Genomic DNA, 23,231 nt, shown 5'->3' with positions numbered 1-23,231 from the left:
GCTCCTAACGGACGAATCGTAACGGAACAGGCGAGGGGAGCGCAACCGGGCCCGGACGCGAAATCTCGGGAGATGGCGGAAGCACGCGTTCTGGCCGGTCTCGCTCGAAGGCGGACTCCCCAGCTCGACCGTTCTCGCCGAGCTCGTCCAGTGACATGCGCCGTAGATCTGCCGAAGTCCAGGGAATTGCCGTGTGTTGTGGTTTTCTCTTATCTAGCAGCATTCCCACGCACGTCCGGCGCTCCGGAAAAGCCGCGCAGGACGGAAAATCGAGCCGCAGATGGCGCTGGAGAGGCCTCGGCGTCGCTCCCCTCGGCGATCTCGGCAGCGCCGAGGGCCACCACATAACCATCCGGATCGAGCCACACAACTGTGCCAGGGTGCGCAGGTGCTACCGAGAAGTCGGATTCGGTGAGCGATTGCCCCATACGCGCGCGCCGCGCGCCTTGCTCGGTCAGGCGGGCGACCGGCAGGCTCGCGGCGGCTGCCTCGGCGAGCGGGCGCAGCGACGCGCGCAGCGCCTCGGCGCCGGCGTCGAGCGGCACGGCCTGCTCCAGCGTGAAGCTGCCGCTCGCCGTGCGGCGGAGCGCGGACAGGTGCGCGGGCACGTCGAGGTGCGCGCCGAGGTCTCGCGCCAGCGAGCGCACGTAATAGCCCTTGCTCACCGCGAGCTCGAGATCGAGCGTGGCGCCCGCGGCCGGCGCGGCGCCCGCGGCCGGCGCGGCGCCCGCGGCCGGCGCGGCGCCCGCGTCCGGCGCAGCGCCCGCGGCCGGCACCCCGAGGAGCGAGCCGGTCCCGCCGCGCGAGGCGCTGGTGACCTCGAGCGATCGTACCTCGACGGCCCGCTCCGCCAGCTCCACCGCCTGGCCGGCGCGCGCGAGGGCATAGCTGCGCTGCCCGGCGACCTTGATGGCCGAGTAGGCCGGCGGCGCCTGGTCCCGCCGCGCGCGCTCCGCCTCGATCGCGGCGGCGATGCGCGGCGCCGCACGCGCGAGCTCCTCGCCGCCGGGGGGCCCGCTGGCCCCGGCGAGCGCGCCGATCTCGGCATCGAGCCACGGCGGCACGGGCTGCGTCGCCGTGATCTCCCCGTCCGCGTCGAGCGTGTCCGTCCCAACGCCGAGGACGACGCGCGCCGTGTAGCGCTTGTCCTGCGCGGTCAGGTAGGGGGCGAGCTTGGTGGCCTCGCCGACGAGCACCACGAGGACGCCGGACGCCATCGGATCGAGCGTCCCGGCGTGCCCGATGCGCTTCACGCCGAGGGCGCGGCGCAGCCGTGCGACGACGTCATGGCTCGTCGGCCCGCGCGGCTTGTCGATCACAAGCACGCCCTCCGGCCGCGCGCCCCTGCTCGTCGCCCGCTCGGGCTCGGGGGGCGGATCCCCTTCGTTTGCGTTCTCGGGCACGGCGGGAGGATTCGCTTCAGCAGTCGCCTTCATCCGAATTCATCCGAACCAGATCGACTTCCGGGTGGCCAGGGTCTCGTCGATGAGCCCCTGGATCGTCGCGCGCACGCGCTCCGCGAGGCGCCGCACCAGGATCTGATCGTCCGCCGCCTCCGGTCCGTACGCGTCGAAGCACATCGGATCGGCCAGGCGGATCTTCCACTTGGTGGGCGCCGGCACGAGCCCCAGCGGTCCGAGCATGGGGAACGTCGGCGTGATGGGCAGGTACGGGATGCCGAGCGCGCGCGTGAGGTGCTCGACCCGGTAGAACAGCGGGTTCGTCTCCTCGGCCCCCACGATGGCGCACGGGACGAGCGGCGTGCGCGTGCGCAGGCAGAGCCGGATGAAGCCGCCGCGGCCGAACCGCTGGAGCTGGTACCGGTCCTTGTAGAGCTTCCCGCTGCCCTTCACGCCCTCGGGGAACACCGCGATGAGCCGCTCGCCCGCGAGCAGCCGCTCGGCGTTCTCCTGGCAGGCCCGCACGGCCCCGAGCCGGTTCATGATCGTGCCGGCGAACGGCAGGTAGTACACGAAGTCGTCGGCCAGCCAGCGGAGCTCCCGCCGCGCCGGGTGCTCCCGCCGCACCGCGGCCCGCAGCATGAGCCCGTCATACGGGATGGGCCCGCCCGAGTGGTTGGAGACCAAGAGGCACCGCCCCTCGCCGGGGATATGCTCGATGCCCTCGAGCTCGATCCGGAAATAGTGCCTGTGCAGGAAGTCGAAGAGCGACCTGTACCGGGCCTCGTACTTCGGATCGAAGCCGAACTCGTCGACCTCCTCCGAGCGGCGGCGCAGGCCGGCGCGGCCCCACTGCCGCAGATAGAAGTCGGTCGACAGGACGTCCCGCGCCGTTCCCGGCTCGGAGAGCGGCGGCTCGCCGATGGATCCGGCCGACGCGGCGAACACGCCGCTCTGGCGCGGGCTCCGCTCGGTCTCGGGCGCGCCTGCCGCCACGCCGCTCGCGTCGTGGGACGGGCCCCCGGCGAGCATCCGCTTGAGCCGCGCCTCGAGCTCCCTGATCTGGCGCTGCAGCTCCTCGGCCGTCACCGGCACGACCGGGGCGTGCGCCTCGGACGACTGCGTCTTCCGCCCGTCCGAGGGCTCCGTCGGGCCGATCGGCGCCAGGTACCGGGCCTCGTCGTCCTCGACGTCGACGCTCGGCACGACCTGCCTGGGCCCCGTCCGATCGGCGCGCCCACGCGTCGACGGCGGAGATCCGTTCCCTGCTTCCTCGAGCTCTCGATCGCGCTCCGTGCCCATCACACACCCCCCGAACCCCATCACGCAGGCGTCTCTTGCAGGAGACGCACGTCCCGAAGCCGCTGCGCGCTCGTGTAATCGAGCAACGCCTCGCGCGTCGTGTAGACCGGCCGGAACCCCATGACCTGCGCCGCCTTCTCGCCGTCCGCCACGCAGAGATAGCGCAGGTACCGCAGGAAGCTGGGCGGCGCGATGGCCGCGTGCGCAGCCCAGAGCCCCGAGACGAGCGGACCGGCGGCGCTGTGCGGCACCGGGACCGCCGTCCGGCCCGCGAGGCGCACGATCGTGGAGAGCGGCAGCACGCCGTCGCCCACGATGTTGAACGTCCCGGGAAAATCGCTGTCGATCGCCAGCTTGAAGGCGGCGATCGCGTCGACCTCGTGGATGAACTGCCACAGCGGATCGAAGCCGAGCATGGTCATGACGAGGCGCCGGGCCAGGAACCGGGTAAGGTAGTTCTGGACCGTCGGGCCGAGGATCGGCGCGGTCCGCAGGATGGTGACGGTCGTGCCCTTGGCTTTCGCGCCAAAGGCGTTGAGCTCGCGCTCGGCGGCCATCTTGTCCGCGAAGAAGCGCTCGTCCGGGTCCGCCCGGAGCGGGTGCTTCTCCGTGAGGAAATTGGGGTTTGTCGGGTGCGCGCCGTAGAGGATCGTCTGGCTCCAGAGGATCAGCTTGCGCAGGCTCGCCTGGCGCGCGCCGTGGAGCAGGTGCATCGTGCCGACCGACTCGAGCTCGTGGGCCCAGGCGGTCGCCGCGGTGGGCGACGACAGGAAGCAGAGGTGGACCAGCGTGTCCACCTGCTCTGCCGCGAGCACCTCGGCGACGCGCTCCTCGGACGCGGGCTCGGTCAGGTCGACCGTGTGCATGCGCAGCTTGGAGCCGCCCGTGTCCGGCGGCTTGATGTCGATGGCCACCACGCGGGCGATGCGCGGGTCCTCCTCGAGGATCCCGATCAGGTTGCGCCCGAGGAAGGACGCGGCTCCGGTGAGCGCGATGACCCGGCCCCCCGGGCCGGACGACGCGCGCCGGCTGGTCGGGATCGGCGAGGCCTCCGCCGCCGCGGACTCCGGGGGTTCACCCGCGCTGCTCGTGGGCGCGCTTCCGTCGACGGCAGACGCAGCGTGATCGACGCGGGCGGCGGAGCTCCGCTCGGTAGCGTCGTGGGCCGCGGCTTCAGGGTGCTCGGACGTGGGAGCCATGCGCCGGGCGCGACACTACCTGGTCGGCCGGCGCGCGCAAGCGCAGCGCGACGGCCGGCTGGGCGCGCCGCGGCGTTGTCACAACACCCGGCGCAGGACGGGATACGGCTCGAACGCGTGCACCTCGGCGAATCCGTTCCTCGTGAACGCCGAGACCGGACCCGTCCACAGCTCCTCGTCGCTCACCGGCTCCTTCGGGCGGCGGGGCAGGGCCTCGAGGGCGCGCGCGCCCCAGCAGGGCGCGATCTCCACCGCGCCCGCGACGAGCGCGGTCGCGACGCCTCGCCGCCGGTGCTCCGGGTGCACGACGGCGCAGCCGATCAGGAAGACGCCGGCGCGATCGCCCGCGAAGCACGGCAGCCCCCGGTACAGGCGGCGCTCGTACGCCTTCGCCACCGCAACGGCGGGCGCGACCTTGAGCCACCCGATGACGTGCGGCGCCTCCGGCGCGAGCGCCACGACGCCGCGCGCCTCGTCGCTCCCCGAGGCGAGCGCCTCGGCGAACTCCCTGCGGTTCTCGCCCTGGCCGTCCGAGCAGCGCGCGAGCCACTCGTTGTTTGTGCCGCCGAAGTGGTAGTACCGGCAGTAGCACGGCGTGCCGGCGGCCTCGAAGAGCGCCTCGAGCCCCGAGAGGTGCTCGGCGCCGGCCGCCGCCACGGTGATCGCGGAGCTCATCGTCGCGCCCCGCTCGTCACGCGCTCGACACGCCCGCGCGCAGCCCGCGCACCGGAGAGATCTGCTCCCACGCGTACGCCGCCCTGCAGAGCCGCGCCTCCTCCAGCGCGGGGCCGATGAGCTGCAGGCCGACGGGCAGCGGGGGCCCGCCGTCCGGCGCCTGCGCGGTCGCGCACGGGACGCTGATCGCGGGCAGCCCCGCCATGCTGGCGGGCAGCGTGTAGACGTCGGCCAGGTACATCGACAGCGGGTCGTCCACCCGCTCCCCCAGCCGGAACGCGACCGTCGGCGAGACCGGCGCCGCGATGAGGTCGACCTCGCGGAACGCCTCGTCGAAATCGCGCCGGATCAGCGTCCTGACCTTCTGCGCGCGGAGGTAGTACGCGTCGTAGTAGCCCGCGGACAGCACGTATGTGCCGAGCAGGATCCGGCGCTTCACCTCCCGGCCGAACCCCTCGCCGCGCGTCCGGCCGTAGAGGGCCTGGAGGTCCGCCTTCCCGCCGCGGTCGCCCTCCACGCGCAGCCCGAAGCGCACGCCGTCGAAGCGCGCCAGGTTGGACGACGCCTCGGCCGTCGCGACGATGTAGTAGGCCGCCACCGCGTACCGCGTGTGCGGCAGGTGCACGGGCTTGATCTCGCAGCCCAGCCCGCGCAGGCCCTCGATGGCCTCCCGCACCTTCGCCTCGACCCGCGCGTCGATGCCCTTCGCGAAGTACTCCTCGGGCACGCCGATGCGCAGGCCCGCCACGTCGCGGCCGCACGCGGCCTCGTACGCGCCCACCGGCGCGTCGAGGCTCGTCGCGTCGCGCGGATCGCGGCCCGAGATCACCTCGAGCAGGCGCGCCGCGCCCTTCACGTCCTGCGCGAAGGGCCCGATCTGGTCGAGGCTCGACGCGAACGCGATGAGGCCGTAGCGGGAGACGCGGCCGTACGTCGGCTTGATGCCGACGACGCCGGTGAGGCTCGCCGGCTGGCGGATGGATCCCCCCGTGTCCGATCCGAGCGAGCCGGGCGTCATCCCCGCCGCCACCGCGACCGCGCTGCCGCCGGACGACCCGCCGGGGATGCGCGACGGGTCCCACGGGTTCTTCACCGGGCCGAAGGCGCTGTTCTCGTTCGACGAGCCCATCGCGAACTCGTCCATGTTGCACTTGCCCGGCAGGATCGCGCCGGCCTCGCGCAGGCGAGCGACGACCGTCGCGTCGTACTGCGGGCGGAACCCGCGCGCAGGGTCGGGCGCCTTCGCCGATCCGCTCGAGCCGTCGCCGCCCGTCGCCGCCCGGGTGAGGATCTTCGAGCCGGCGGTCGTCGGGGCGCCCTCGGTGCAGAGCGCGTCCTTGAGCCCGATCGGCACGCCGGCGAGCGGGCCGAGCGCCTCGCCCCGCGCGCGCCTCGCGTCGAGCGCGCGCGCCGCCGCGAGGGCCTGCTCCCCCTGCACCGTGAGGAAGGCGCCCAGCGCGCCGTCGCGCTGCTCGATGCGCGCGAGCGCGGCCCTGGCCACCTCCTCGGCGCTCACCTCGCCGCGCTGCACGAGCGCCGCGAGCTCCGGGATGGATCGATCGAGGATCGCTGTGTCCATCGCGTTCACCCCTCGTCCACGAACGCCGGAACGGCGAACCCGTCGTCCTCGACCCGCGGCGCTTCCCGCAGGGCCACCTCGCGCGGCAGGCTCGGCGCCTCCTCGTCGGCGCGCAGCGGCAGCCGCTCGATCTGCACGTGCGCCGTCGGCGGCACCGCCGAGACGTCGAGCTCCTCGAGCTGCCGGACGTAGCTGAGGATGTTGCCGAGGTCACCGGTGAGGCGCTCCATTTCCTCAGCGGAGAGATCGAGGTGAGCGAGGCGCGCTATCGTCAGCGCCTCGTCGCGGCGGAGAGGGGGCGAGTCAGCGTTCGACATGGGCGCGCCCGATGTAGCACCGCCGGTTCGTCGGACGCCAGCGCCGCGCGCCCCCGAACCTGGCCGCGGTCCGAAAACGGTGATAACGGCTGCCGCGCGCGCGTCCGGTCGTTCTCGGCCGCCCGGGCACGAGAACCGCCCCTCCGCGCGTTGTTCGCGAATGCAGTCCCCGAAAACGCCCTCCCTGCGCCGCGAGCGCATCGGCATCCTCGTCCTCTGCGCGTCCGCGGCCGTGGCGATGGCGCCCGACGTGGGCGGGGGCGCTCGCGACCGCTCGACCGCGCTCGCCGCGGAGCTCGCGGAGCGGGGCATCGTCGCGGCGGCAGGCGACGTTGTGTGGGTGGATCCGCCGCGCGGCGGCCTCCACCCGTTCGGCGTCAACTCGCGCGCGGTCGCGCGCGGCGCGGTCCGGGGGGAGCCCGCCGATCTGTACCTCGTCGACACGAGGCTCTCGCCGGAAGGCGTCCTGCTCGACGTCTCGGCGATCCACGACCTCACCGAGACGAGCGGCGCGGACGAGTCGAAGCCCGTGCTCCGCGGCGAGGCCCTCGCCTACGTCTCACGCCCGCTGATCGAGGCCGCGTCGCCGACGGTCCACGTGCTCGATCTGGACGGGCAGGAGCTCCCGGCCGGCGCCGAGTGGTCCCTCGCCGAGCGGCTCCAGCACGCCGTCACGAGCTGGCAGGCGACAGGCCGGCTGCGCGGCATCGGCCGGCGGACGTTCGCGATCGACCTCCCCCGAAACGAGGAGCCTGGCGCCGAGGAACCGCGTGAACCGCGCGCCGAGGGGCCTGGCGCCGAGGAACCGCGCGAGCCGCGCGCCGAGTGGCCTGGCGCCGAGGAACCGCGCGAGCCGCGCGCCGAGGGGCCTGGCGCCGAGGAGCCCGACGGGCGGAGCCGCCGCGGGTCGGACGTGGGCGACGCGGGCGACGTCGCGATCGCCCTGGAGAACGACAGCGCGGTCGTCGTCCGCGCGGGCGGCCGCGAGGCGCACCTGCCCCTGCGCGGCGCGGACACGGCGCTGCCCGCGTGGATCCGCGCCGAGGAGTCCGAGGTCGCGCGGCCGGGGAACCTCGTCACGTGGGCGGTCGACCGGGTGCGCATCGTGATCGGCGACGCCGCGATGCAGACGATCAAGGCCGTGGCGTTCACGGCGCTCGATTTCGTCCTTCGCAACAAGGAGGCGGTGACGGGCGACACCGGCGCGGAGGACATCGCCGCGGACCTCGGCCAGAGCGCGCTGGATCCGCCCGTCCGCCAGATCCCGATCGATCCCGAGATCGGCTGGCCGCCGGCGCCGCTCGAGCCGTGGGTGACGCCGCCGCTGCCCGGGGAGGGCCAGTGGAACCCGCAGGGCGGCGACGCCTTCGTGCGCAAGCTCGACGGGCTGCCGCCGGCGTTCATGACCACGTTCCTCCGGACGGACCGCTCGCGCAAGGCGACGCGCGTGTACGTCGCGCTCTGGGACCCGCGCCAGGTGGAGCTCCACATGATGGCGGGCACCGTGGAGCCCAAAGGCGCGACCGGCGAGGCCGGGCCTGGGCTCATCCCGCGCACGCCCGAGGTGATGAAGCGCGTCGTCGCAGCGTCGAACGCCGGCTTCCAGGCGATGCACGGCGAGTTCGGCATGATGGCCGACGGGGTGATGTACCTGCCGCCGAAGCCCTACGCCGCGACGGTGGCCGTCCGGCGCGACGGGAGCACCGTATTCGGGAGCTGGTCGGAGGACGAGACAGTCCCCGAATGGATGCTCTCCTTCCGCCAGAACATGACGGTCATGGTCCAGGACGAGAAATGGAATCCCTTCGGGCGGACGTGGTGGGGAGGCACGCCGCCCGGATGGGCCGACAAGACGCACACGGTCAGGACCGGCATCTGCCTGACCCGGGAGCACTTCGTCGCGTATTTCTATGGCGCCGACGTCAGCCCCGAGGCCCTGTCGCAGGCGATGATCCAGACCCGCTGTGCCTACGGGATCGCGCTCGACATGAACGCGGGCCACAGCGGGCTGGAGTTCTACCGTGTGGCGCCGAGCGGCGAGCTGCCGCCGCTCGGGCGCCCGCTCCAGGGCGAATGGGAGGCCGAGGGCGACGTCTCCGGGCTCTCCGGCTACCGGTTCCGCGGCCGCCGGCTCATCCGCGGCATGGGACTGATGAACTTCCCCCGCTATATCCGGCGGGAGGCGCGCGACTTTTTCTACATGACGCTGCGGCACCTCTTGCCGGGGCCGCCCTTGGCACCCCGCGCGGCCCCGGCCGAGGCGGGGGAGGGCGCCTGGCGGACCCAGGGGCTCCCGCAGCACGGCTTCCCCTATGCGCTCGCCATCACCGAGATCCGCCCCGACCCCGCGCGGCCCGACGTCCGGCTGCGGGTGCTCAAGGTGGACCCGCGGACGGTCACGGCGGCGCCGCTGAGCGAGCCCGGGGCGTCCCCGCCGGCAGGGGCGGGGGCCACCGTGGCGGTCTTCGGCGACGGCGCTGCGGCGCCCGGCGCGGGGCAGGGAGAGGGGTCGAGCATCTGGCACTCGGCCGGGTCCTTCTCCGCCTCGCCGACCCCCCCGGTGCGCGGCGCGGTCCGGATCGCGACGGGGGCGCTCGGCAGCGCGCGGGCCGTGGCCGCTCTCGGCGTCAACGACGAGGACGGGATGCTGATCTACGTCGAGCGGGTGGCGGCCGGACCGTCACCGTCCAGCGCGCCGGACGCCGGGCTCCCGCCGGACGCATCGGCGCCGCCCCCGGCGCACGTCGACCCGCGCGACGCCAAGCTGCTCCAGGATTTTTTGGCGGGGCTCGGCTGCTCCTCGCGGATCTACCTCCCCCGGCCGCTCTCGGTGGCCCTCGGCGGCGATACGGATCTCTCCGGCGCTGCCGTCCATCCGCCGTCAGGCCCGCGCGCCGTCCGGCTCACGCGCGCCGAGGCGCCTGGCGCGGGCCGGATGTTCGAGTCCACACCGATCGTTCCGCACAGCGTCTGGTACCCGCTGCAGCAGAAGCGCGTTCGGTACTTCAAAAAGCCGAAGAAAGAGGAACCGGCGGACGGCGATCACTGAGCGTGGCGGCGCCTCGGCCCTCTCCGACGTGCAGTAGGCGCTTGTGCGCTGACGGCCCGACGGACTAAAAAACGGCGGCCGGTGCATCGATTGCAATCCGTCGGAGCTTGCGACATCTGGGCGCGGATCGGCGTGGGCTCGCTGGGCGGTGGCGCGCGCGCGATTGGCGGGCGGATCGGGCGCGGCGTCGCATTGCGGCGCGCCGCGAGCGCCGCGAGCGCCGCGGACGGCGCGCGCTGCATCGCCGACGGCGGCGCGCTGGATCCGCGCGAGATCGCGGCGCGCGCGCCGTCTCGCCGGCGCCGAGATCCTCCTGATGGCGCTCGCGAAGTCACCGGACCAGCGGTACGCTGCGGTGGCTCAGGGGATTCCAGGGCGCTCCGAGCTCGCCCGCGACGAGCGCTCGTACATCGACGTCACCCTCGTCGCGCGGAGCATGCGCGATCGTTTCCCGGGAGCCGCGGCGAACGGCGCCGCATATCCGTAGGAGTTCTCGAACATGGCCGATGACAAGGGCGGCAGCGATCTGGACGTATTCGAGGGGCTCGCGAAGAAGCCGTCGCGCGCCACGGGCCCCGCCCTCGTGCCCCCCTCGCCCCCGACGCGGCAGCGCACCCTGGTCGGCGGGGTCGCCGCGCTGCCACCGCCCCCGGACCATGCGACGACGCTCCCCAGCAGCGGCGTGCCGTCTCCGCTCCCGCCGCCTGTGACGTCGAACTCGACAAATCCCGGGTCGCTTCCGCCGCCCGTGTCGGTGAAGGGGGCGGGCCCCGGGTCGCTGCCGCCGCCGGTGCCGCCGAAGGGGACGAGCCCCGGGTCGCTGCCGCCGCCGGTGCTGCCGAAGGGGACGAGCCCCGCGTCTCTCCCGCCGCCCGTGTCGGTGAAGGGGGCGGGCCCCGGGTCGCTCCCTCCGCCCTTGTCGGCGAAGGGGACGAGCCCCGGGATGCTGCCGCCGCCCATGTCCGTGAAGGGGACGAGCCCCGGGACGCTCCCGCCGCCGTTGTCGGTGAAGGGGACGAGCCCCGGGTCGCTGCCGCCGCCGATGCCGCCTTCGCTCAAGCCGGGCTCCCTGCCGCCCGTGGTGCCGCCTCGGTCGCGGCAGCCCTCGCTGCCGGCGATCAGCGCGCCGGCCGTGCCGTCGAAGAGCCCATTGCCGCCGGCGCCGACCAGCGTGCCGCCGGGCTCGCTGCCTCCGGTGGTCCCCCCGCCGGTGCGTGCGCCGTCGGTGAAGCCGCAGAAGGCGGCGGACGACGCGAAGCCTCGCCCGGCCAAGGGCGCCGCGGTCGACATGGACTGGGACGACGACGAGGAGTCGACCCACGTCTACGACAAGCAGGGGAACGACTACAACCAGGGGCGGTCGGGCCCGCTCCCGGCGGCGGGCACGCCGGCGATCCCGAAGGCGGCTGCCGCGCTTGTCGCGAGCTCCGGCGGCGCGGCCTCGCGGGCGCGCTCCCCTCTCCCGGCGCCGCCGCCGATCCCGAGCGCCCCGCCCGCGCCGGCGATGCCGGAGATCGGGCACCGCCCGCTGTCGCGCAACGACGAGCCGACGGCGATCCGTCCGCGCCATGTGGTGCAGCAGGGCGCCGGCAAGGCGGGCGTGCTCCTCGGCGGGCTCGCGCTTGTCGCCGTGCTCATCCTGGGGGTGGTCATGCTCGTGCCGAAGAAGGGCGCGCTCACGATCGACCTGAAGACCCCGGGCGGCGGCTCCGTCGCCCGGGCCGAGATCTTCCTCGACGGCCAGAAGCGCTGCGACACCGTGCCTTGCGTCGTGCGCGATCTCGATCCCGGCTCGAAGGTGGTCAAGATACTCGCCCCCGACTTCCCGCCGCGCGACACCGTCGAGGTCGTCGAGGGCGGCAAGGACAAGGTCGTCGTGATCACGCTCGACGCGGCCAGCGCGGAGCGGGCTTCCACAAGCGCGTCGACGCAGACCGGCGTGAAGGCGTCGGGCGCGCCCGGCGTGAAGGTCTCCATCGACGGCGTGGAGAAGGGCACGCTGCCCGTCGAGGTCAGCGTGCCGCCGGGGGAGCACAAGATCCGCTTCGACGGCGGCGAGCGCTACGAGCCCCTGGAGAAGACGGTGGACGTCGGCCAGGGCGAGCTGAAGGACCTCGGCGTCGTCGCGCTCAAGGTGCTGAAGGGGCAGGTGACGCTGGAGCTCGCCACGTCGGGCGCCTCGGTCAAGCTGGTGAACTCCAAGGGCACGGAGAAGAAGCTGCCCGATTCGGCCTGGAAGAAGCCGCCGGTCAAGGTGGATGTCGCCGCGTCCGAGCGCTGGAAGATCGTCGCGACGAAGAAGGGACACGACGACTTCTCCCAGGTGATCTCGTTCGAGGACGGGCAAGCCGAGAAGACGATCCGGATCGCGCTCGACGAGGCGCGCAAGTCCGAGCCGGCCGCCGCCTCGCCCGCGCCCGCGCCCGCTCCAGCGCCTGCTCCGGCTCCGGAGCCGGCTGCGCCGAAGTCGGAGGCCGTGGCCTCCGCGCCGAAGGCGGAGGCGCCGGCGGCAGCGCCGGAGCCCGCGGCCGCCGCTGGCAGTGCGACGCTGAACATCAACTCGATCCCGGTCTCGAAGGTGGTCCTCGACGGGCGGCCGCTGGGGAGCACGCCCAAGGTCGGCGTCAGCGTCCCTCCGGGGTCGCACACGGTGATGTTCATCCACCCGGATCTCGGGAAGAAGTCGGTCACCGTCTCGGTGAAGGCAGGCGAGACAAAGACCGCAGCCGTCAAGTTCGAATGAGCATCAAGCCACCCGGGGCGCCGTGGGAGCCACCCGGGGCGCCGTGGGAGCCACCCGGGGCGCCGTGGGAGCCACCCGGGGACGCCGTCAGCGCCACCCGGGACGCCGCGAGCGTCGCCAGGGACGCCGCGAGCGTCGCCAGGGACGCCGCGAGCGTCGCCAGGGACGCCGCGAGCGTCGCCAGGGACGCCTGAAGAGTCGCCAGGGACGCTGGGAGAGCTGGCGGTACGCTCCGGAAAGCCGCCAGGGACACCCAGGAAGGCCGTGAGGGGCGCCAAGACCAGCTGCCAGGGACACCAGGAAAGCCGTCTGGGGAGCCAAGACCAGCCGCCAGGGACGCAAGAAGAGCCACCAGGGACGTCAGGAGAACGGCCAGGGACACCCTGACGCGCTGCCAGCGAGTCCAGGCGCCCCAGGGCGCTGGCCTTCGCCGGCTCCGGCGGTTCATGCCGCCCGCTCCGGGGCGCCCGGCGTCGCGCCGGCGTCCGGCGCGCGCCGCATCAGCGCCCGGGGCTGCTCACTGCGCGCCCTCGATCCGCTCCGCCCATGCCCGCCAGGTTGTCGCGCAGCGCGGCTCGTCCGCGTGCGCGCCCCCCGCGCAGTACGCCGGGTCGCGCGGGGGGCCCAGCGCGAGGATCGCCGTGTTGCTGACGAACGGCAGATCGCGCCGCCAGATCTCGCGGAACCCGTCGAGGCGCCGGCGGTACCTCTCCGCGTCGCGCGCGTCGAGGAGCTTGTCGAGCTGAGCGCGGATCTTCTGCTTGAGCTCCTCGTCGTCGGTGACGGCGAGCGTGCGCTGGAGGAACCGGATCTGCGCCTCGCGCTCGCCGGCGCGCCCCAGGATGCCCGCGCCGCCGAGCGCCTGCCAGCTGATGTTCGCGTCGCCGGCGCCGAGCTCCGCGGCGCGCGCGAGCATCCGGGCCCCCTCGAGGCGCCACTGCGCCTTCTCCGCTGGATCGGTCATGTAGGAGGCCGGCGCGATGAAGGCGACGTACTGCCCGAGCACCAGCCAGAGCTCGGCGTCGAGGGGACGGCTCTGGACCCCACGCTCCATGACCTCACGCGCCTTGAGGACCTCTTCGCGCGGCGTCGTGCTCGTCTGGAACGTGATGAGCGCGTCCGCGAACAGGTAGGGTTCACGGAAGGTCGGGTCGAGCGCGTTGATGGCGTCGAGCAGCAGGGTGAGGTTCTCGAACCGGCGCCGCTCCATGGTGTGCAGGCCCTGCGAGACGAGCACGTGCGACCAGAGCAGATCGGCCAGCGCGGAGCGGTAGCCGAGCGAGAGGGTGACCACCTCGTCCGGCGGGGGCAGGACGTACACGTCGGAGGTCTCGGCGATCCGCCGCTCCAGGTCCGCGGCCGGCGCCCGCACGCTCCCGATGGCGACGGCCGCGGCGGCCGAGAGCGCCACCGTGACGAGCCCGTCGCGCGCCCCTGCGACGCGGGAAAGGAGCGAGCGGGCAGCCGGAGGGGTCACCGCCCCGGGCGCCGGAGGGGCCCCCATCATTCCACCTCGCGGTCCACGAACATGCCCGGCAGCACGCGGGCCGGCTCCCCGGGGAGCCGCTCGCCGCGCACCTCGAACGTGGACAGCACGCCGTCGCCGTCGAGGTCGCCGTGCGCGGTCGCGGTGAACCGCATGGCCTTCGACGCGTCGAGCTCGCTCGTGAACTGGAAGGAGAACGCGTGGGGCCCTTCGAACCGGAAGTCGAGCGACCGCCACGTGAGGTGCTCCCACGACTCCGGCGGATCGACCGCGCGCGCGCCGCGCGGCACCTGCGCCGGGGTCAGGGGAGCGGACGGGGGGAAGCTGATCTCCTGCGGCCGCGACTCGGCGTACGCGACCGTGTTCGTCACCAGCCGGTCGAGCCCCTCGATGGGCTCGCTCAGCTTGGACGCGCTGAGGTTTCGGAAGAACGCGGGAACGGCGACGGCGAGGACGCTGCCGCCGACCGCGAAGGCCGCGCTGAGCTCCAGCGCGCTCCAGGAGCGCCAGGTCATGGACTCCTCTCTACCTCACCCCTCCACGGGTGAACAAGCGCGAGCGAGGCGCGTGGGGCCGCGTCAGTCGGGCTCGTTGTTCGTGAAGATCGCGGAGGTCGTCACGAGCTCGCCGTCGCGCACCTCGCCGCTGCGGAGGATCGCGCACGTCAGGTCGTCGCCGTCCAGGTCGCCGCGCGCGGCCGCCTCGAACCCTCCCGAGCCGCCGGGAACGGGGGCGCCCGGGATGCTCAGGCCGACGTAGCCGCTGCCGGCCTGATACGAGTACTGGAAGTAGATGGGCTGGTCGATGGCGAACCCGAGGCACTGCCATCCCACGAGCTCGGTGCCCGACATGAAGTCGACGCCGGGATCCATGCTCGGCTGGTACTTCCTCCCCTTGACGGAGGTGAGCACGGTGGGGACCGGCGTGGCCGAGTCGCAGAGGATATGGGGGGACGTGAATGTCGTGACGGCCAGGATTTCCGAGCTGTGACGCTCGCGCTCGAACTGCGCGACGGCGGTGCGGGCGATGGCGCCGACGTTCTGCTTTGCTTCCGCCGTCTTTGCCGTTGCGAGATAGCTGCGCACTCCGAAGACCGCCAAGGCGGCGAGCACGCCGATGATCGCGAGCACGATCATGAGCTCGATGAGCGTGAAACCTCGTCCACGTCGTCCACGGATCGCCGTCGTGCTCGACATACCACGCCCCTTTCGCGTGCAGACGACGCCGGTGAACCGAGGCTACCCGGCTCGCGCGAGCCGGGTAGCCGGAGACACTCACTCGTACTCGTTCTCGATGTGGACCTGCGGGGCGAGGATCACCTCCCCGCCGACGACAGCCCCGCCGCGCGCAAAGGCGCTGAACACCGCGGCGTCACCGTCGATGTCGCCCCGGGCGCTCGCCTCGAACGAGTCCGTGGCGCCGGCGACGGCCGTCGGGTCCGGCGACGTCGTGGCCGCGCCCGTGCGGCCGCCACGCTCGTAGTCATACTGGTAGTAGATCGGCTGCGTCATCGCGAACTTCAGGCACGGCCAACCGGTGGTCGAGTCGCCCGTGTTGAAGTCGGCCGCCGGGTTCGGCTGGTATTTCGTGCCCTGAGGGGGGTTCGCCGTACCCGGAACCGGGTTAGCGTCCTCGCAGAGCGCGTGGCTCGCGGCCGTCGAGGTGTTGCCAACAGCCACGAAGTCCCCGGCGGCGTTCTCCCGCTCGTACGCGGAGACGGCGCCGCGCGAGATCGCGCCCACGGTGTTCTTGGCCTCCGAGGTCTTCGCGCTCGCGAGGTACCTGCGAACACCGAAGATTGCCAGCGCTGCGAGGACGCCGATGATGGCGACAACGATCATGAGCTCGACGAGCGTGAAGCCCCTTCTGTCATATCGCTTGAGTGCACGCATGAGTGTCGATCCTCCGTGATGATTTATTTAATTGGATGTTCTCGCCGGGACCCGACCGCGACAGCGCACGATGCGGGGCCCGGCCAGCCCGCAGCGCGAAGAACTCTCCCTCGGACAGGCGCGCTCCGCGCCGCGCCGAGGCAAACCATCCTCTACTCCGTCTCGTTCTCCCAGTAGATCCCGGACATCGTGGATGTCGTCAGGAGCAGCGCCAGCGTTCCATCCCCATCGCGATCACCGGCCGCCTGCACGACGTACCAGGGCCCGTTGGGCTGGTAGTTCGGGTTGTTCAGCAGGGGCCCGCCCAGCCCGCTGTAGGTGAAGCCCGAGTTTGCCGACAGGCCGCCGAAGTTGGCCGTGGTGCCCGCCTTCGTCGCATACCCGAAGCGGACCGGACCGTCCGTCGTCACGTTGAGCATGCGCCACCTGGTATCACCGTCACCAGCGCCGCCCCACATGGTCTTGTGATCGCCGAGCGTCGCCGAAGGATACCATGAGTTGAGCGAGGTCGAGACGTCCAGGTACTCGAGCATCTCGGCCTTGTAGGACTCCTGCGCACCGCGGATGCCTTGAATCACCGCCTTGGGCTCGGCGATGCCCGCCGCGTGCATGTACCTGCGGTAACCCACGAGGGCGAGCGCCGCGAGGACTCCCACCATCGCGACGACGATGAGGAGCTCGACGAGCGTGAAAGCTCGCCTCGCTGCGCTTCGCTGTCGCCGCGTGCTCCGCATGCGCTCTGACCTACCAGCAGGTGACGTGCCAAGGAGAGCGCGGCGCTGCGTCGTGCTCGAGTTGCGCGAGAAGCTCATGAGTTGCCTCGGTTTTCCTTGAAGGAGGAGGGCAGGCTGTCGGAGGTGTGTGGTTGTGTTCTTTTGCGGCGGTGACGAAAACCGTCACTGCAGGGCGCCGGGCGGTGACGATTCTCGTCGGGATCCTCCCTCCGGGTCGTCCTCACCCTCCCCATCGGCGGCCAGGGCGTGCTTGGCGAGGCGGTAACGCAGCGACCGGAACGAGACGCCGAGCAGCTTCGCGGCCGCCTTGCGGACGCCGCCGGTGCGCTCGAGCGCCTGGAGGATGAGCCGTCGCTCGACCTCGCCGATCACCTCGTCGAGCGCGCACCCGTCGGGCGGGAGCTGCGCGAGCAGCGGCGCCGGGCTCGCGCTGAGGCCGGCGACGGCGCTCGGGAGGTCGCCGAGGCCGATCATGGGCGCTCCGGCGAGCGCGACCGCGCGCTCCATCATGTTCTCGAGCTCACGGACGTTGCCCGGGAAGCCGTACGCGTCGAGCGCGCGCACCGCGTCCGGCGTCAGGCCGCGGACGTCCTTGCCGAGCTCGGCGGCGAAGCGGCGCAGGAAGCGCTCGGCGAGCCGCGAGATGTCCCCTGGGCGCTCGCGCAGCGGCGGAAGCTCGATGCGGATGACGTTCAGCCGATAGTAGAGGTCCTGCCGGAACCGGCCCTGGCGGACCTCGGCCTCCACGTCGCGGTTCGTCGCGGCGAGGACCCGGACGTCGACCGCGATCTCCGCGGCGGCGCCGACCGGGCGCACCTTCCGCTCCTGGAGCACGCGGAGGAGCTTCACCTGCAGCGCGGCCGGCAGCTCCCCGATCTCGTCGAGGAGCAGCGTCCCGCCGTCGGCCTCCCGGAACAACCCCATCGAGCGCGCGCCCGCGCCCGTGAACGAGCCCTTCTCGTGGCCGAACAGCTCGCTCTCCATGAGCGCCTCCGGGAGCGCGCCGCAGTTGACGACGAGGAACGGCCTCGCCGCGCGATCGCTCTGATCGTGGATCGCGCGGGCGACGCGCTCCTTGCCTGTCCCGCTCTCGCCCGTGAGCAGCACGGTCGTGCGCGTCGGCGCGATCTTGCCGATCAGCTCGGAGATCCGCTGCATCGCGGCGCTCGTGCCGAGCGGCTCGCGCGACGGGAGATCGAGCCGCTCGAGCTGCGCGCGCAGCCGCTGGTTCTCCGCGACGATCGAGCTCTTCTCGAGCGCCTTCGCGGCGAGCGCGGTGAGCTCCGCCGGCGAGAACGGCTTTGTCACGAAGTCGTACGCGCCGTGGCGCATCGCGTCGAGCGCGCTCTCGACCGTGGAGTGCGCGGTCATCACGATCACCTCGGTCGCGCCGCTCCGCGCCTTCGCGGCCGTGAGCACCTCGATCCCCGAGCCGTCGGGCATCACGAGGTCGGTGAGGATGAGCGGGAACGGCTGCGGGTTCTGGCGGATGGCCTCGAGGGCGGCGCGCGCTCCGGGCGCGACGACGACCTCGTAACCCTGGCGGTGGAAGGCGATGGTGAGCACCTGGCGGAGGCCCGGCTCGTCATCGACGACCAGCACCCGGGTGGCGTTTTGCGGGATGCCCGGCGGGATGGACGCCATCACGCCCAACACCGTATCACGATGCTCCGCGCACGCGTCGACGGCGGCCGTCGGGCGCAGCGCGGCGCGTTGTCAGGTCTTCATCACGCCGTCACGCGCCGTCACACGCCGGCTCGGGCCGTGGGGCTCCGCCGCGCCCTCAGGGACAGGCGTCGTTCACGACGCCGAGCGGTGTGCGCTCCTCGACGACAAACGATTGCGCCTCGCTCTGCTCACCTCCGTTGCCCTCCAGCTCCTGCCATACGAGCAGGGTGTCGCAGACCTGGGCCTCGATCTCGAGGTGGTATCGGCCGTTCCCGTCGGTGTCGTCCTCGATCACGCCCCGCTGCGTCCGCTCGTTGAAGAGGCTGACGCGCGCCCCGGGGCTGCAGTTGCCCGAGATCTGCCACACGCCCTCTCGGTCCGCGGAGGGCCGCATCGTGTCGGCCGGCTCGGGCGGGGGCAGCGGCAGCGTCGGGCTCAGGCACGCCGCACCGGCGAGCAGCGTGATCGCGAGGGCGACGGCGAAGTGAAGCGCAGCGCGGCGGAGCATCGGCACGGCACGGCGTCATAGCACACCGTGTGCCGTGCCCACGCTGCCGCAGAGCGCCCGGATGCCTGCGGGATTTTCAGGCGTCGCGCCGCGGCCCGATCACCGGACCGTCAATTCTGTTGGCGCTCGCGTCCATCGGTTTGCAGCACGCGCAGCGCGACGCGCCGCTTCGACGTGGCCGCGCCGAGCTCCGCGGCCGGGGGGAGCCCGGCGCCGCGCCCGCTCTCCGCGTCGTCGAGCAGCTCGCCGACGAGATCGTAGTCGCTCGCCTGCGTGATCCGGACCCGGCACATCTCGCCGGGGCGGACCTCGCCGCCGGAGAGATAGACCTGGCCGTCGATCTCGGGCGCCTGACCGGCGTGGCGGCCCATGAGCACGTACTCGTGCTCGTCGCTCGTGCCCTCGACGAGCACGTCGAGCTCGCGGCCGATCATCGCGGCGCTCTTCTTGTGCGAGATGCGGCGCTGCAGCGTCATGAGTCGGCGGTATCGGCTCGTCGCCGTGCGCGCGGGGACCTTGCCGTCGAGCGCGTAGCTGCGGCTCGCCTCCTCGTCGGAGTAGCGGAACACGCCGACGCGCTCGAACTCGGCCCAGCGCACGAAGTCGCAGAGCTCCTCGAACTCCGCGTCGGTCTCGCCGGGGTGGCCGACGATGAACGCGGTGCGGAACGTGAGGTCGGGGACGCGCTCGCGCAGCGTGGAGACGACCCGGCGGAGGCGATCGCCGCCGTGGCCGCGCCGCATCCTGCGCAGCATCGCGTCGGCGGCGTGCTGGAGCGGCATGTCGACGTAGGGCACGACCCGCGGGTGGTCGGCGAGCAGCTCGACGAGGTCGTCGGTCATCGTCTCGGGGTACAGGTAGAAGAGCCGCACCCAGCGCACGCCGGGCACGTCGGCGACGCGCTCGACGAGCTGCGCCAGCGTCGCGCGCGCGCCCTCCTCGGGGCGGCCCGCGGCGTCGCGGCCGTAGGCGATCGTGTCCTGCGATATCAGGTTGATCTCGCGGACGCCCGCCGCCGCGAGCTGCTCCACCTCGCGCACGACGTCCGCGATGGGCCGCGAGCGCTGCGCGCCGCGGAGGTCCGGGATCACGCAGAACGAGCAGGTGCGGTTGCAGCCCTCGGCGATCTTGACGTAAGCGCTGCCGCCGGGGGTCGAGAGGGTGCGCGGATCGCCGGCGCCGATCAGCCACTCCGCGGGGTTGCCGACGAGCATCCGCTCCGCGTCGCCCGCGAGCACGCGGCCGAGCTTGAGCATGTCGCTCGATCCGAGGAAGTGATCGACCTCCGGCATCTCGCGGGCGAGCTCCTCGGGGTGGCGCTGCGAGAGGCAGCCGGCCACGACGAGGCGCTTGCAGCTGCCGTGCTCCTTGTGCTGCGCCATCTCGAAGATGGCGTCGATCGACTCCTTCTTCGCTTCGCCGATGAAGCCGCAGGTGTTGACGACGATCACCTCGGCCTCGGCGGCGTCGTCGACGTGCGCGTAGCCGGCGGCGCGGGCGACGCCGAGCATGACCTCGGAGTCGACGCGGTTCTTGGGGCAGCCGAGGCTGACGAAGTGGACCTTGCGTGTGCTCATGTCGCCGCTCCATCGCCGTCGACGAAGACGACCCGCCCCGAGGCGAGCGTCATCTTGACCCGGCCCGTGAGCTGCCGGCCGAGCAGCGGCGTGTTCTTGCTCTTCGAGCGCAGGCGCGCCGGGTCGAGCACGAAGCTCAGGTTGGGATCCACGAGGCAGAGCTCGGCGCGGGCGCCGGCCTTGATCGTGGGCGCCTCGAGCCGCGCGATGCGGGCGGGGGCGCGGGTGAGGGCGTCGACGAGCCGCCCGAGGGGGAGGGCGCCCTGCCGCACGAGGTCGAGCAGGACCGGGACGACGAGCTCGAGGCCGATGAGGCCGGGCGACGCCTCGGCGAACTCGCAGTCCTTCTCGAGCGTGGAGTGGGGCGCGTGGTCGGTCGCGACCGCGTCGATGGTGCCGTCCGCGAGCGCCGCGCGGAGCGCGTCGACGTCCGCCTGCTCGCGCAGGGGCGGGTTGACCTTGCACGCGGTGTCGTAGCCGAGCACCGCGGCGTCGGTGAGCGTCAGGTGGTGCGGCGTCACCTCGGCGGTGACGGCGATGCCGCGGGCCTTCGCCTCGCGGAGGATGCGGACCGCCCCGAGCGACGAGACGTGGGCGACGTGGTAACGGGCCCCGGTGGCCTCGGCGAGCAGCACGTCGCGCGCGACGATGATGTCCTCCGCCACGCGCGGCCAGCCCCGGAGGCCGAGCCGCGTCGAGATCGCGCCCTCGTGCATCTGCGCCCCCTCGGTGAGCGCGTGGTCCTCGGCGTGCTGGATGACCGGGAGATCGAAGGTCTTCGCGTACTCGAGCGCGCGGCGCATGACGGCGCTCGACGTCACGCAGCGGCCGTCGTCCGAGACCGCGACGGCGCCGGCGTCCTTGAGATCGGCCATCTCGGTGAGCTCCGAGCCCTTCTGGCCGACCGTGATCGCGCCGATGGGGTGGAGCGCGGGCCCCCCGATCGCGCGGGCCCGCGCGATCATGGCCTCGGTGATGGAGCGGGTGTCGTTGACGGGCCGCGTGTTCGGCATCGCGCAGACGTGCGCGAAGCCGCCGGCCGCCGCGGCGGCGAGCCCGGAGGCGATGTCTTCCTTGTACTCCTGCCCGGGCTCGCGGAGGTGGGCGTGGAGATCGACGAACGCGGGGAGGAGCAGGAGCCCGTCGCCCTGGACGATCTCGGCCCGGTCGGCGCGGCGCAGATCGTCGGTCGCTGCGCCGCGCCCCGACCGCGTGATGACGCCGTCTTCGACGACGACGTCGATCACGTCATCGAGCTGTTGGGCCGGGTCGACGGCGCGCACGCCGACGAAGAGAAGGAGGGGGGGAGGTGAGCCGATGGCCGCCATGGGAGCGCGCTCCCCTAGCACAGGCGCCCCTCGCCGTGCACCGGTGCGGGTGAGCGGAGGAACCAACCCGGCAAGGAGACCGCGGCAGGGTCACCCGGGAAACCGGGGCGCCGGGGAGGGTGAGGGGTGGGGAGGAGGGCTGGGGAGCGAGGGCTGGGGAGCGAGAGGCGGGAGCGAGAGGCGGGAGCAAGACGGGAACCGGACGGAACGGACCAAACCGCAGACGGAAGAAAAACGCTCGGGGCGTGAACCAGTGCTTGACGAATCGCGAGGGGGTGAGGTAGTGATGCGTCCCCGCTCGCGAAGCTGGCGGAATTGGCAGACGCGCTGGATTCAGGTTCCAGTGGGGTAACTCCCGTGGAGGTTCAAGTCCTCTGCTTCGCACCAAGCGCTCTTCTTATCCTTCTTTAGCCACGACTCCTGCCACGGTCGTGGCTCTCTCCCTGCTTGCTGTCTTCGGCGCCGCCTGTGATCGCCGTTCCTCCCCCTCGGGAGGTGCTGCGACGGCGGCCCCTGGTCCGAGCGCTTCCGCGGCGGTCGCCACGACGACCGCCGCGTCGAGCGCCTCGACCGAGCCCGCCGTGGCCACGGCGCCGGTCGAACCCGAGCTGCCGCGCGGGACCGGCGTGCAGGAGTTCGTGCCCGTCGGCTCGCTCGCCGCGTGCAAGGTGAAGTCGGGTGATATCGCGACCTACATCCTGCGCGAGGGGATGGGGATCGCCGGGCGCGCCGACGGTTCGTTCGGGGCCACGTGGCTCGTGGACCTCAAGGGAGGGGACGCGCAGATCGCGTTCGCCGGCTTCGACAGCGACGCCAAGCAGGTCGCTCGGGCGAGGGCGATCTCGAGCACGCGTGAGCCTGGGCTCCGGATCTTCTCTTCGGGGGACCAGTGGGCGGTCACGTGGTTCGACGCGGAGGGGCTCGCGTACGCCCGGCCCCGCTGGGAGACGAACCCGCCGGTGGAGATCCAGCGCGTCGGCGCGATCGGGAGGGAGGTCAGCGACCATGTCGCCCTCGCGCCCGCTCCCGGCGGCGCCCTTGTGGCGGCGGCGCCCTTCGGCGCGGAGCGCCATCGCCTGGGTGTGTTCCAGTTCGCGCCGGTGGATCCTGCGCAGCCGCAGCTCAAGGCGGTCGGCGTCACGCGGAGCGCCAACAAGCCGCGCTGGCCCACGGTCGCTGCCGACGCGTCCGGCGGATACCTCGTCGCATGGCAGGACGAGGAGGACGGGAGCATCCGGGCGTCTCGGTTCGACGCAGCGGGCAGGGAAGGGAATGCCCACGTCGTCGCGAAGCGACAGCAGGGCGGCGACCTGCCGGCGGGCGCGGCTCAGGAGACGCCGGACAGGGACCAGCGGCTCGGGCTCGTGACCACGGGCAGCGCCGGGGCGCTGCTGGTCTGGAGCGAGGGCGCCACCTTGATCGCCCGCGCGCTGGACGCCGAGGCGCGGCCGCGCGCGGCGCCGTGGGTCGTCGGCAAGGGCAAGTGGCGCGCGCTCGCGCCGAGCGGCGACGGGGCCCTCGTTGCGTGGGTCGGCCACGATGGCAAGACGGAGACGCAGGTCCTCCTCGTGAAGCTGGCCGCCGATGGAGCGCCCTCTGTCCGAGGGATCCGTGTGTCGGATGGGGTGTTTCCCGTAAAGGATTCTCCCAGCGTGGCCCTCGCCGGCGAGCGGGTGGGCGTCGCATGGACGGAGCCCATGAGCCCCGGTGTGAGCACGAAGCGCGCAGTCTTGCGGGTGCTCGACCGCAGCTGCATCCCCTGAGCTCCCGCGCG

General features: G+C 72.8%; 20 protein-coding genes and 1 tRNA gene. 5 read left to right on the top strand and 16 right to left on the bottom strand.

Annotated elements, in window-relative coordinates:
- Positions 1–209 precede the first annotated feature (209 nt).
- The 6 genes from WME90_RS22080 to gatC form a co-directional block, all read right to left on the bottom strand.
- A complete protein-coding gene (locus WME90_RS22080) occupies positions 210–1,403 on the bottom strand; it encodes a tRNA pseudouridine synthase B (protein ID WP_437283147.1) in 1,194 nt (397 codons plus the stop codon).
- 39 nt (positions 1,404–1,442) lie between these two features.
- Positions 1,443–2,723 carry a lysophospholipid acyltransferase family protein gene (locus WME90_RS22075; RefSeq protein WP_437283640.1) on the bottom strand — a complete coding sequence of 427 codons (1,281 nt, stop codon included), beginning with the start codon at positions 2,721–2,723 and terminating at the stop codon, positions 1,443–1,445.
- A complete protein-coding gene (locus WME90_RS22070) occupies positions 2,723–3,901 on the bottom strand; it encodes an NAD-dependent epimerase/dehydratase family protein (protein ID WP_437283146.1) in 1,179 nt (392 codons plus the stop codon). The genes WME90_RS22075 and WME90_RS22070 overlap by 1 nt, the downstream gene beginning before the upstream one ends.
- A 78-nt stretch (positions 3,902–3,979) precedes the next feature.
- Positions 3,980–4,576: a GNAT family N-acetyltransferase gene (locus WME90_RS22065; protein ID WP_437283145.1), complete on the bottom strand. Its 597-nt coding sequence runs from the start codon at positions 4,574–4,576 to the stop codon at positions 3,980–3,982.
- A 16-nt stretch (positions 4,577–4,592) separates the two neighbouring features.
- Entirely contained in the window at positions 4,593–6,155 is a 1,563-nt protein-coding gene (gene gatA, locus WME90_RS22060; RefSeq protein WP_437283144.1) for an Asp-tRNA(Asn)/Glu-tRNA(Gln) amidotransferase subunit GatA, read from the bottom strand.
- Between the two features lie 5 nt (positions 6,156–6,160).
- Entirely contained in the window at positions 6,161–6,472 is a 312-nt protein-coding gene (gene gatC / locus WME90_RS22055; protein ID WP_020737093.1) for an Asp-tRNA(Asn)/Glu-tRNA(Gln) amidotransferase subunit GatC, read from the bottom strand.
- 160 nt (positions 6,473–6,632) lie between these two features.
- On the opposite strand from gatC, the gene WME90_RS22050 reads away from it, so the two are divergent.
- Complete coding sequence (locus WME90_RS22050; protein ID WP_437283143.1) at positions 6,633–9,521, top strand: hypothetical protein; 2,889 nt, start codon at positions 6,633–6,635, stop codon at positions 9,519–9,521.
- A 360-nt stretch (positions 9,522–9,881) separates the two neighbouring features.
- On the opposite strand, the gene WME90_RS22045 is transcribed toward WME90_RS22050, so the two are convergent.
- Complete coding sequence (locus WME90_RS22045; RefSeq protein WP_437283142.1) at positions 9,882–10,793, bottom strand: hypothetical protein; 912 nt, start codon at positions 10,791–10,793, stop codon at positions 9,882–9,884.
- Here WME90_RS22045 and WME90_RS22040 point away from each other — a divergent pair.
- Both WME90_RS22040 and WME90_RS22035 read left to right on the top strand, forming a co-directional pair.
- Positions 10,747–12,264, top strand: coding sequence for a PEGA domain-containing protein (locus tag WME90_RS22040; protein WP_437283141.1), 1,518 nt, complete (start codon positions 10,747–10,749; stop codon positions 12,262–12,264). The two genes, WME90_RS22045 and WME90_RS22040, sit on opposite strands and share 47 nt — an antisense overlap.
- Entirely contained in the window at positions 12,261–12,458 is a 198-nt protein-coding gene (locus tag WME90_RS22035) for a hypothetical protein (protein WP_437283140.1), read from the top strand. Before WME90_RS22040 ends, WME90_RS22035 begins: the two co-directional genes overlap by 4 nt.
- Positions 12,459–12,781: 323 nt before the next feature.
- On the opposite strand, the gene WME90_RS22030 is transcribed toward WME90_RS22035, so the two are convergent.
- The 9 genes from WME90_RS22030 to WME90_RS21990 all read right to left on the bottom strand — a co-directional run bounded on the left by WME90_RS22030 (position 12,782) and on the right by WME90_RS21990 (position 21,457).
- Positions 12,782–13,771: a hypothetical protein gene (locus tag WME90_RS22030; RefSeq protein ID WP_437283139.1), complete on the bottom strand. Its 990-nt coding sequence runs from the start codon at positions 13,769–13,771 to the stop codon at positions 12,782–12,784.
- Positions 13,768–14,265 carry a hypothetical protein gene (locus WME90_RS22025; protein ID WP_437283138.1) on the bottom strand — a complete coding sequence of 166 codons (498 nt, stop codon included), beginning with the start codon at positions 14,263–14,265 and terminating at the stop codon, positions 13,768–13,770. The genes WME90_RS22030 and WME90_RS22025 overlap by 4 nt, the downstream gene beginning before the upstream one ends.
- Positions 14,266–14,328: 63 nt before the next feature.
- Complete coding sequence (locus WME90_RS22020; protein ID WP_437283137.1) at positions 14,329–14,946, bottom strand: type II secretion system protein; 618 nt, start codon at positions 14,944–14,946, stop codon at positions 14,329–14,331.
- A gap of 78 nt (positions 14,947–15,024) precedes the next feature.
- Positions 15,025–15,642 (bottom strand): type IV pilin protein, encoded by a 618-nt coding sequence (locus WME90_RS22015; RefSeq protein ID WP_437283136.1) that lies wholly within the window; start codon positions 15,640–15,642, stop codon positions 15,025–15,027.
- A gap of 152 nt (positions 15,643–15,794) precedes the next feature.
- Positions 15,795–16,376: a type IV pilin protein gene (locus WME90_RS22010; protein ID WP_437283135.1), complete on the bottom strand. Its 582-nt coding sequence runs from the start codon at positions 16,374–16,376 to the stop codon at positions 15,795–15,797.
- 162 nt (positions 16,377–16,538) lie between these two features.
- Entirely contained in the window at positions 16,539–18,020 is a 1,482-nt protein-coding gene (locus WME90_RS22005; RefSeq protein WP_437283639.1) for a sigma-54-dependent transcriptional regulator, read from the bottom strand.
- Positions 18,021–18,159: 139 nt separating this feature from the next.
- The gene (locus WME90_RS22000; protein ID WP_437283638.1) at positions 18,160–18,552 is read right to left on the bottom strand and encodes a hypothetical protein; all 393 of its coding nucleotides are present in this window, start codon (positions 18,550–18,552) and stop codon (positions 18,160–18,162) included.
- A gap of 110 nt (positions 18,553–18,662) precedes the next feature.
- On the bottom strand, positions 18,663–20,129 hold the full coding sequence (rimO, locus tag WME90_RS21995; RefSeq protein WP_437283134.1) for a 30S ribosomal protein S12 methylthiotransferase RimO: 1,467 nt from the start codon (positions 20,127–20,129) through the stop codon (positions 18,663–18,665).
- On the bottom strand, positions 20,126–21,457 hold the full coding sequence (locus WME90_RS21990; protein WP_437283133.1) for a dihydroorotase: 1,332 nt from the start codon (positions 21,455–21,457) through the stop codon (positions 20,126–20,128). Before WME90_RS21990 ends, rimO begins: the two co-directional genes overlap by 4 nt.
- Before the next feature lie 300 nt (positions 21,458–21,757).
- On the opposite strand from WME90_RS21990, the gene WME90_RS21985 reads away from it, so the two are divergent.
- Together WME90_RS21985 and WME90_RS21980 are read left to right on the top strand one after the other, a co-directional pair.
- Positions 21,758–21,844, top strand: a tRNA-Leu gene (locus WME90_RS21985).
- A gap of 194 nt (positions 21,845–22,038) precedes the next feature.
- Positions 22,039–23,220, top strand: a complete 1,182-nt coding sequence (locus tag WME90_RS21980; protein WP_437283132.1) for a hypothetical protein — start codon at positions 22,039–22,041, stop codon at positions 23,218–23,220.
- The last annotated feature ends 11 nt before the right edge of the window (positions 23,221–23,231 follow it).

Origin of the sequence: Sorangium sp. So ce375, assembly GCF_051473855.1 — a bacterium.
Taxonomy (GTDB): domain Bacteria; phylum Myxococcota_A; class Polyangia; order Polyangiales; family Polyangiaceae; genus Sorangium.
Note: the sequence above shows the minus strand (reverse complement) of the source record. Positions and strands in the feature narration are given on the sequence as shown.

Excerpts from the sequence above, each read along its gene's own strand:
- WME90_RS22075 (WP_437283640.1), bottom strand. The coding sequence starts at position 2,723 with ATGGGGTTCGGGGGGTGTGTGATGGGCACGGAGCGCGATCGAGAGCTC.
- WME90_RS22005 (WP_437283639.1), bottom strand. The coding sequence starts at position 18,020 with ATGGCGTCCATCCCGCCGGGCATCCCGCAAAACGCCACCCGGGTGCTG.
- rimO (WP_437283134.1), bottom strand. The coding sequence starts at position 20,129 with ATGAGCACACGCAAGGTCCACTTCGTCAGCCTCGGCTGCCCCAAGAAC.
- WME90_RS22050 (WP_437283143.1), top strand. The coding sequence starts at position 6,633 with ATGCAGTCCCCGAAAACGCCCTCCCTGCGCCGCGAGCGCATCGGCATC.
- WME90_RS22025 (WP_437283138.1), bottom strand. The coding sequence starts at position 14,265 with ATGACCTGGCGCTCCTGGAGCGCGCTGGAGCTCAGCGCGGCCTTCGCG.
- WME90_RS22000 (WP_437283638.1), bottom strand. The coding sequence starts at position 18,552 with ATGCTCCGCCGCGCTGCGCTTCACTTCGCCGTCGCCCTCGCGATCACG.
- WME90_RS22030 (WP_437283139.1), bottom strand. The coding sequence starts at position 13,771 with ATGATGGGGGCCCCTCCGGCGCCCGGGGCGGTGACCCCTCCGGCTGCC.
- WME90_RS22015 (WP_437283136.1), bottom strand. The coding sequence starts at position 15,642 with ATGCGTGCACTCAAGCGATATGACAGAAGGGGCTTCACGCTCGTCGAG.
- WME90_RS22035 (WP_437283140.1), top strand. The coding sequence starts at position 12,261 with ATGAGCATCAAGCCACCCGGGGCGCCGTGGGAGCCACCCGGGGCGCCG.
- gatA (WP_437283144.1), bottom strand. The coding sequence starts at position 6,155 with ATGGACACAGCGATCCTCGATCGATCCATCCCGGAGCTCGCGGCGCTC.
- WME90_RS21990 (WP_437283133.1), bottom strand. The coding sequence starts at position 21,457 with ATGGCGGCCATCGGCTCACCTCCCCCCCTCCTTCTCTTCGTCGGCGTG.
- gatC (WP_020737093.1), bottom strand. The coding sequence starts at position 6,472 with ATGTCGAACGCTGACTCGCCCCCTCTCCGCCGCGACGAGGCGCTGACG.
- WME90_RS22065 (WP_437283145.1), bottom strand. The coding sequence starts at position 4,576 with ATGAGCTCCGCGATCACCGTGGCGGCGGCCGGCGCCGAGCACCTCTCG.
- WME90_RS22020 (WP_437283137.1), bottom strand. The coding sequence starts at position 14,946 with ATGTCGAGCACGACGGCGATCCGTGGACGACGTGGACGAGGTTTCACG.
- WME90_RS22010 (WP_437283135.1), bottom strand. The coding sequence starts at position 16,376 with ATGCGGAGCACGCGGCGACAGCGAAGCGCAGCGAGGCGAGCTTTCACG.
- WME90_RS22070 (WP_437283146.1), bottom strand. The coding sequence starts at position 3,901 with ATGGCTCCCACGTCCGAGCACCCTGAAGCCGCGGCCCACGACGCTACC.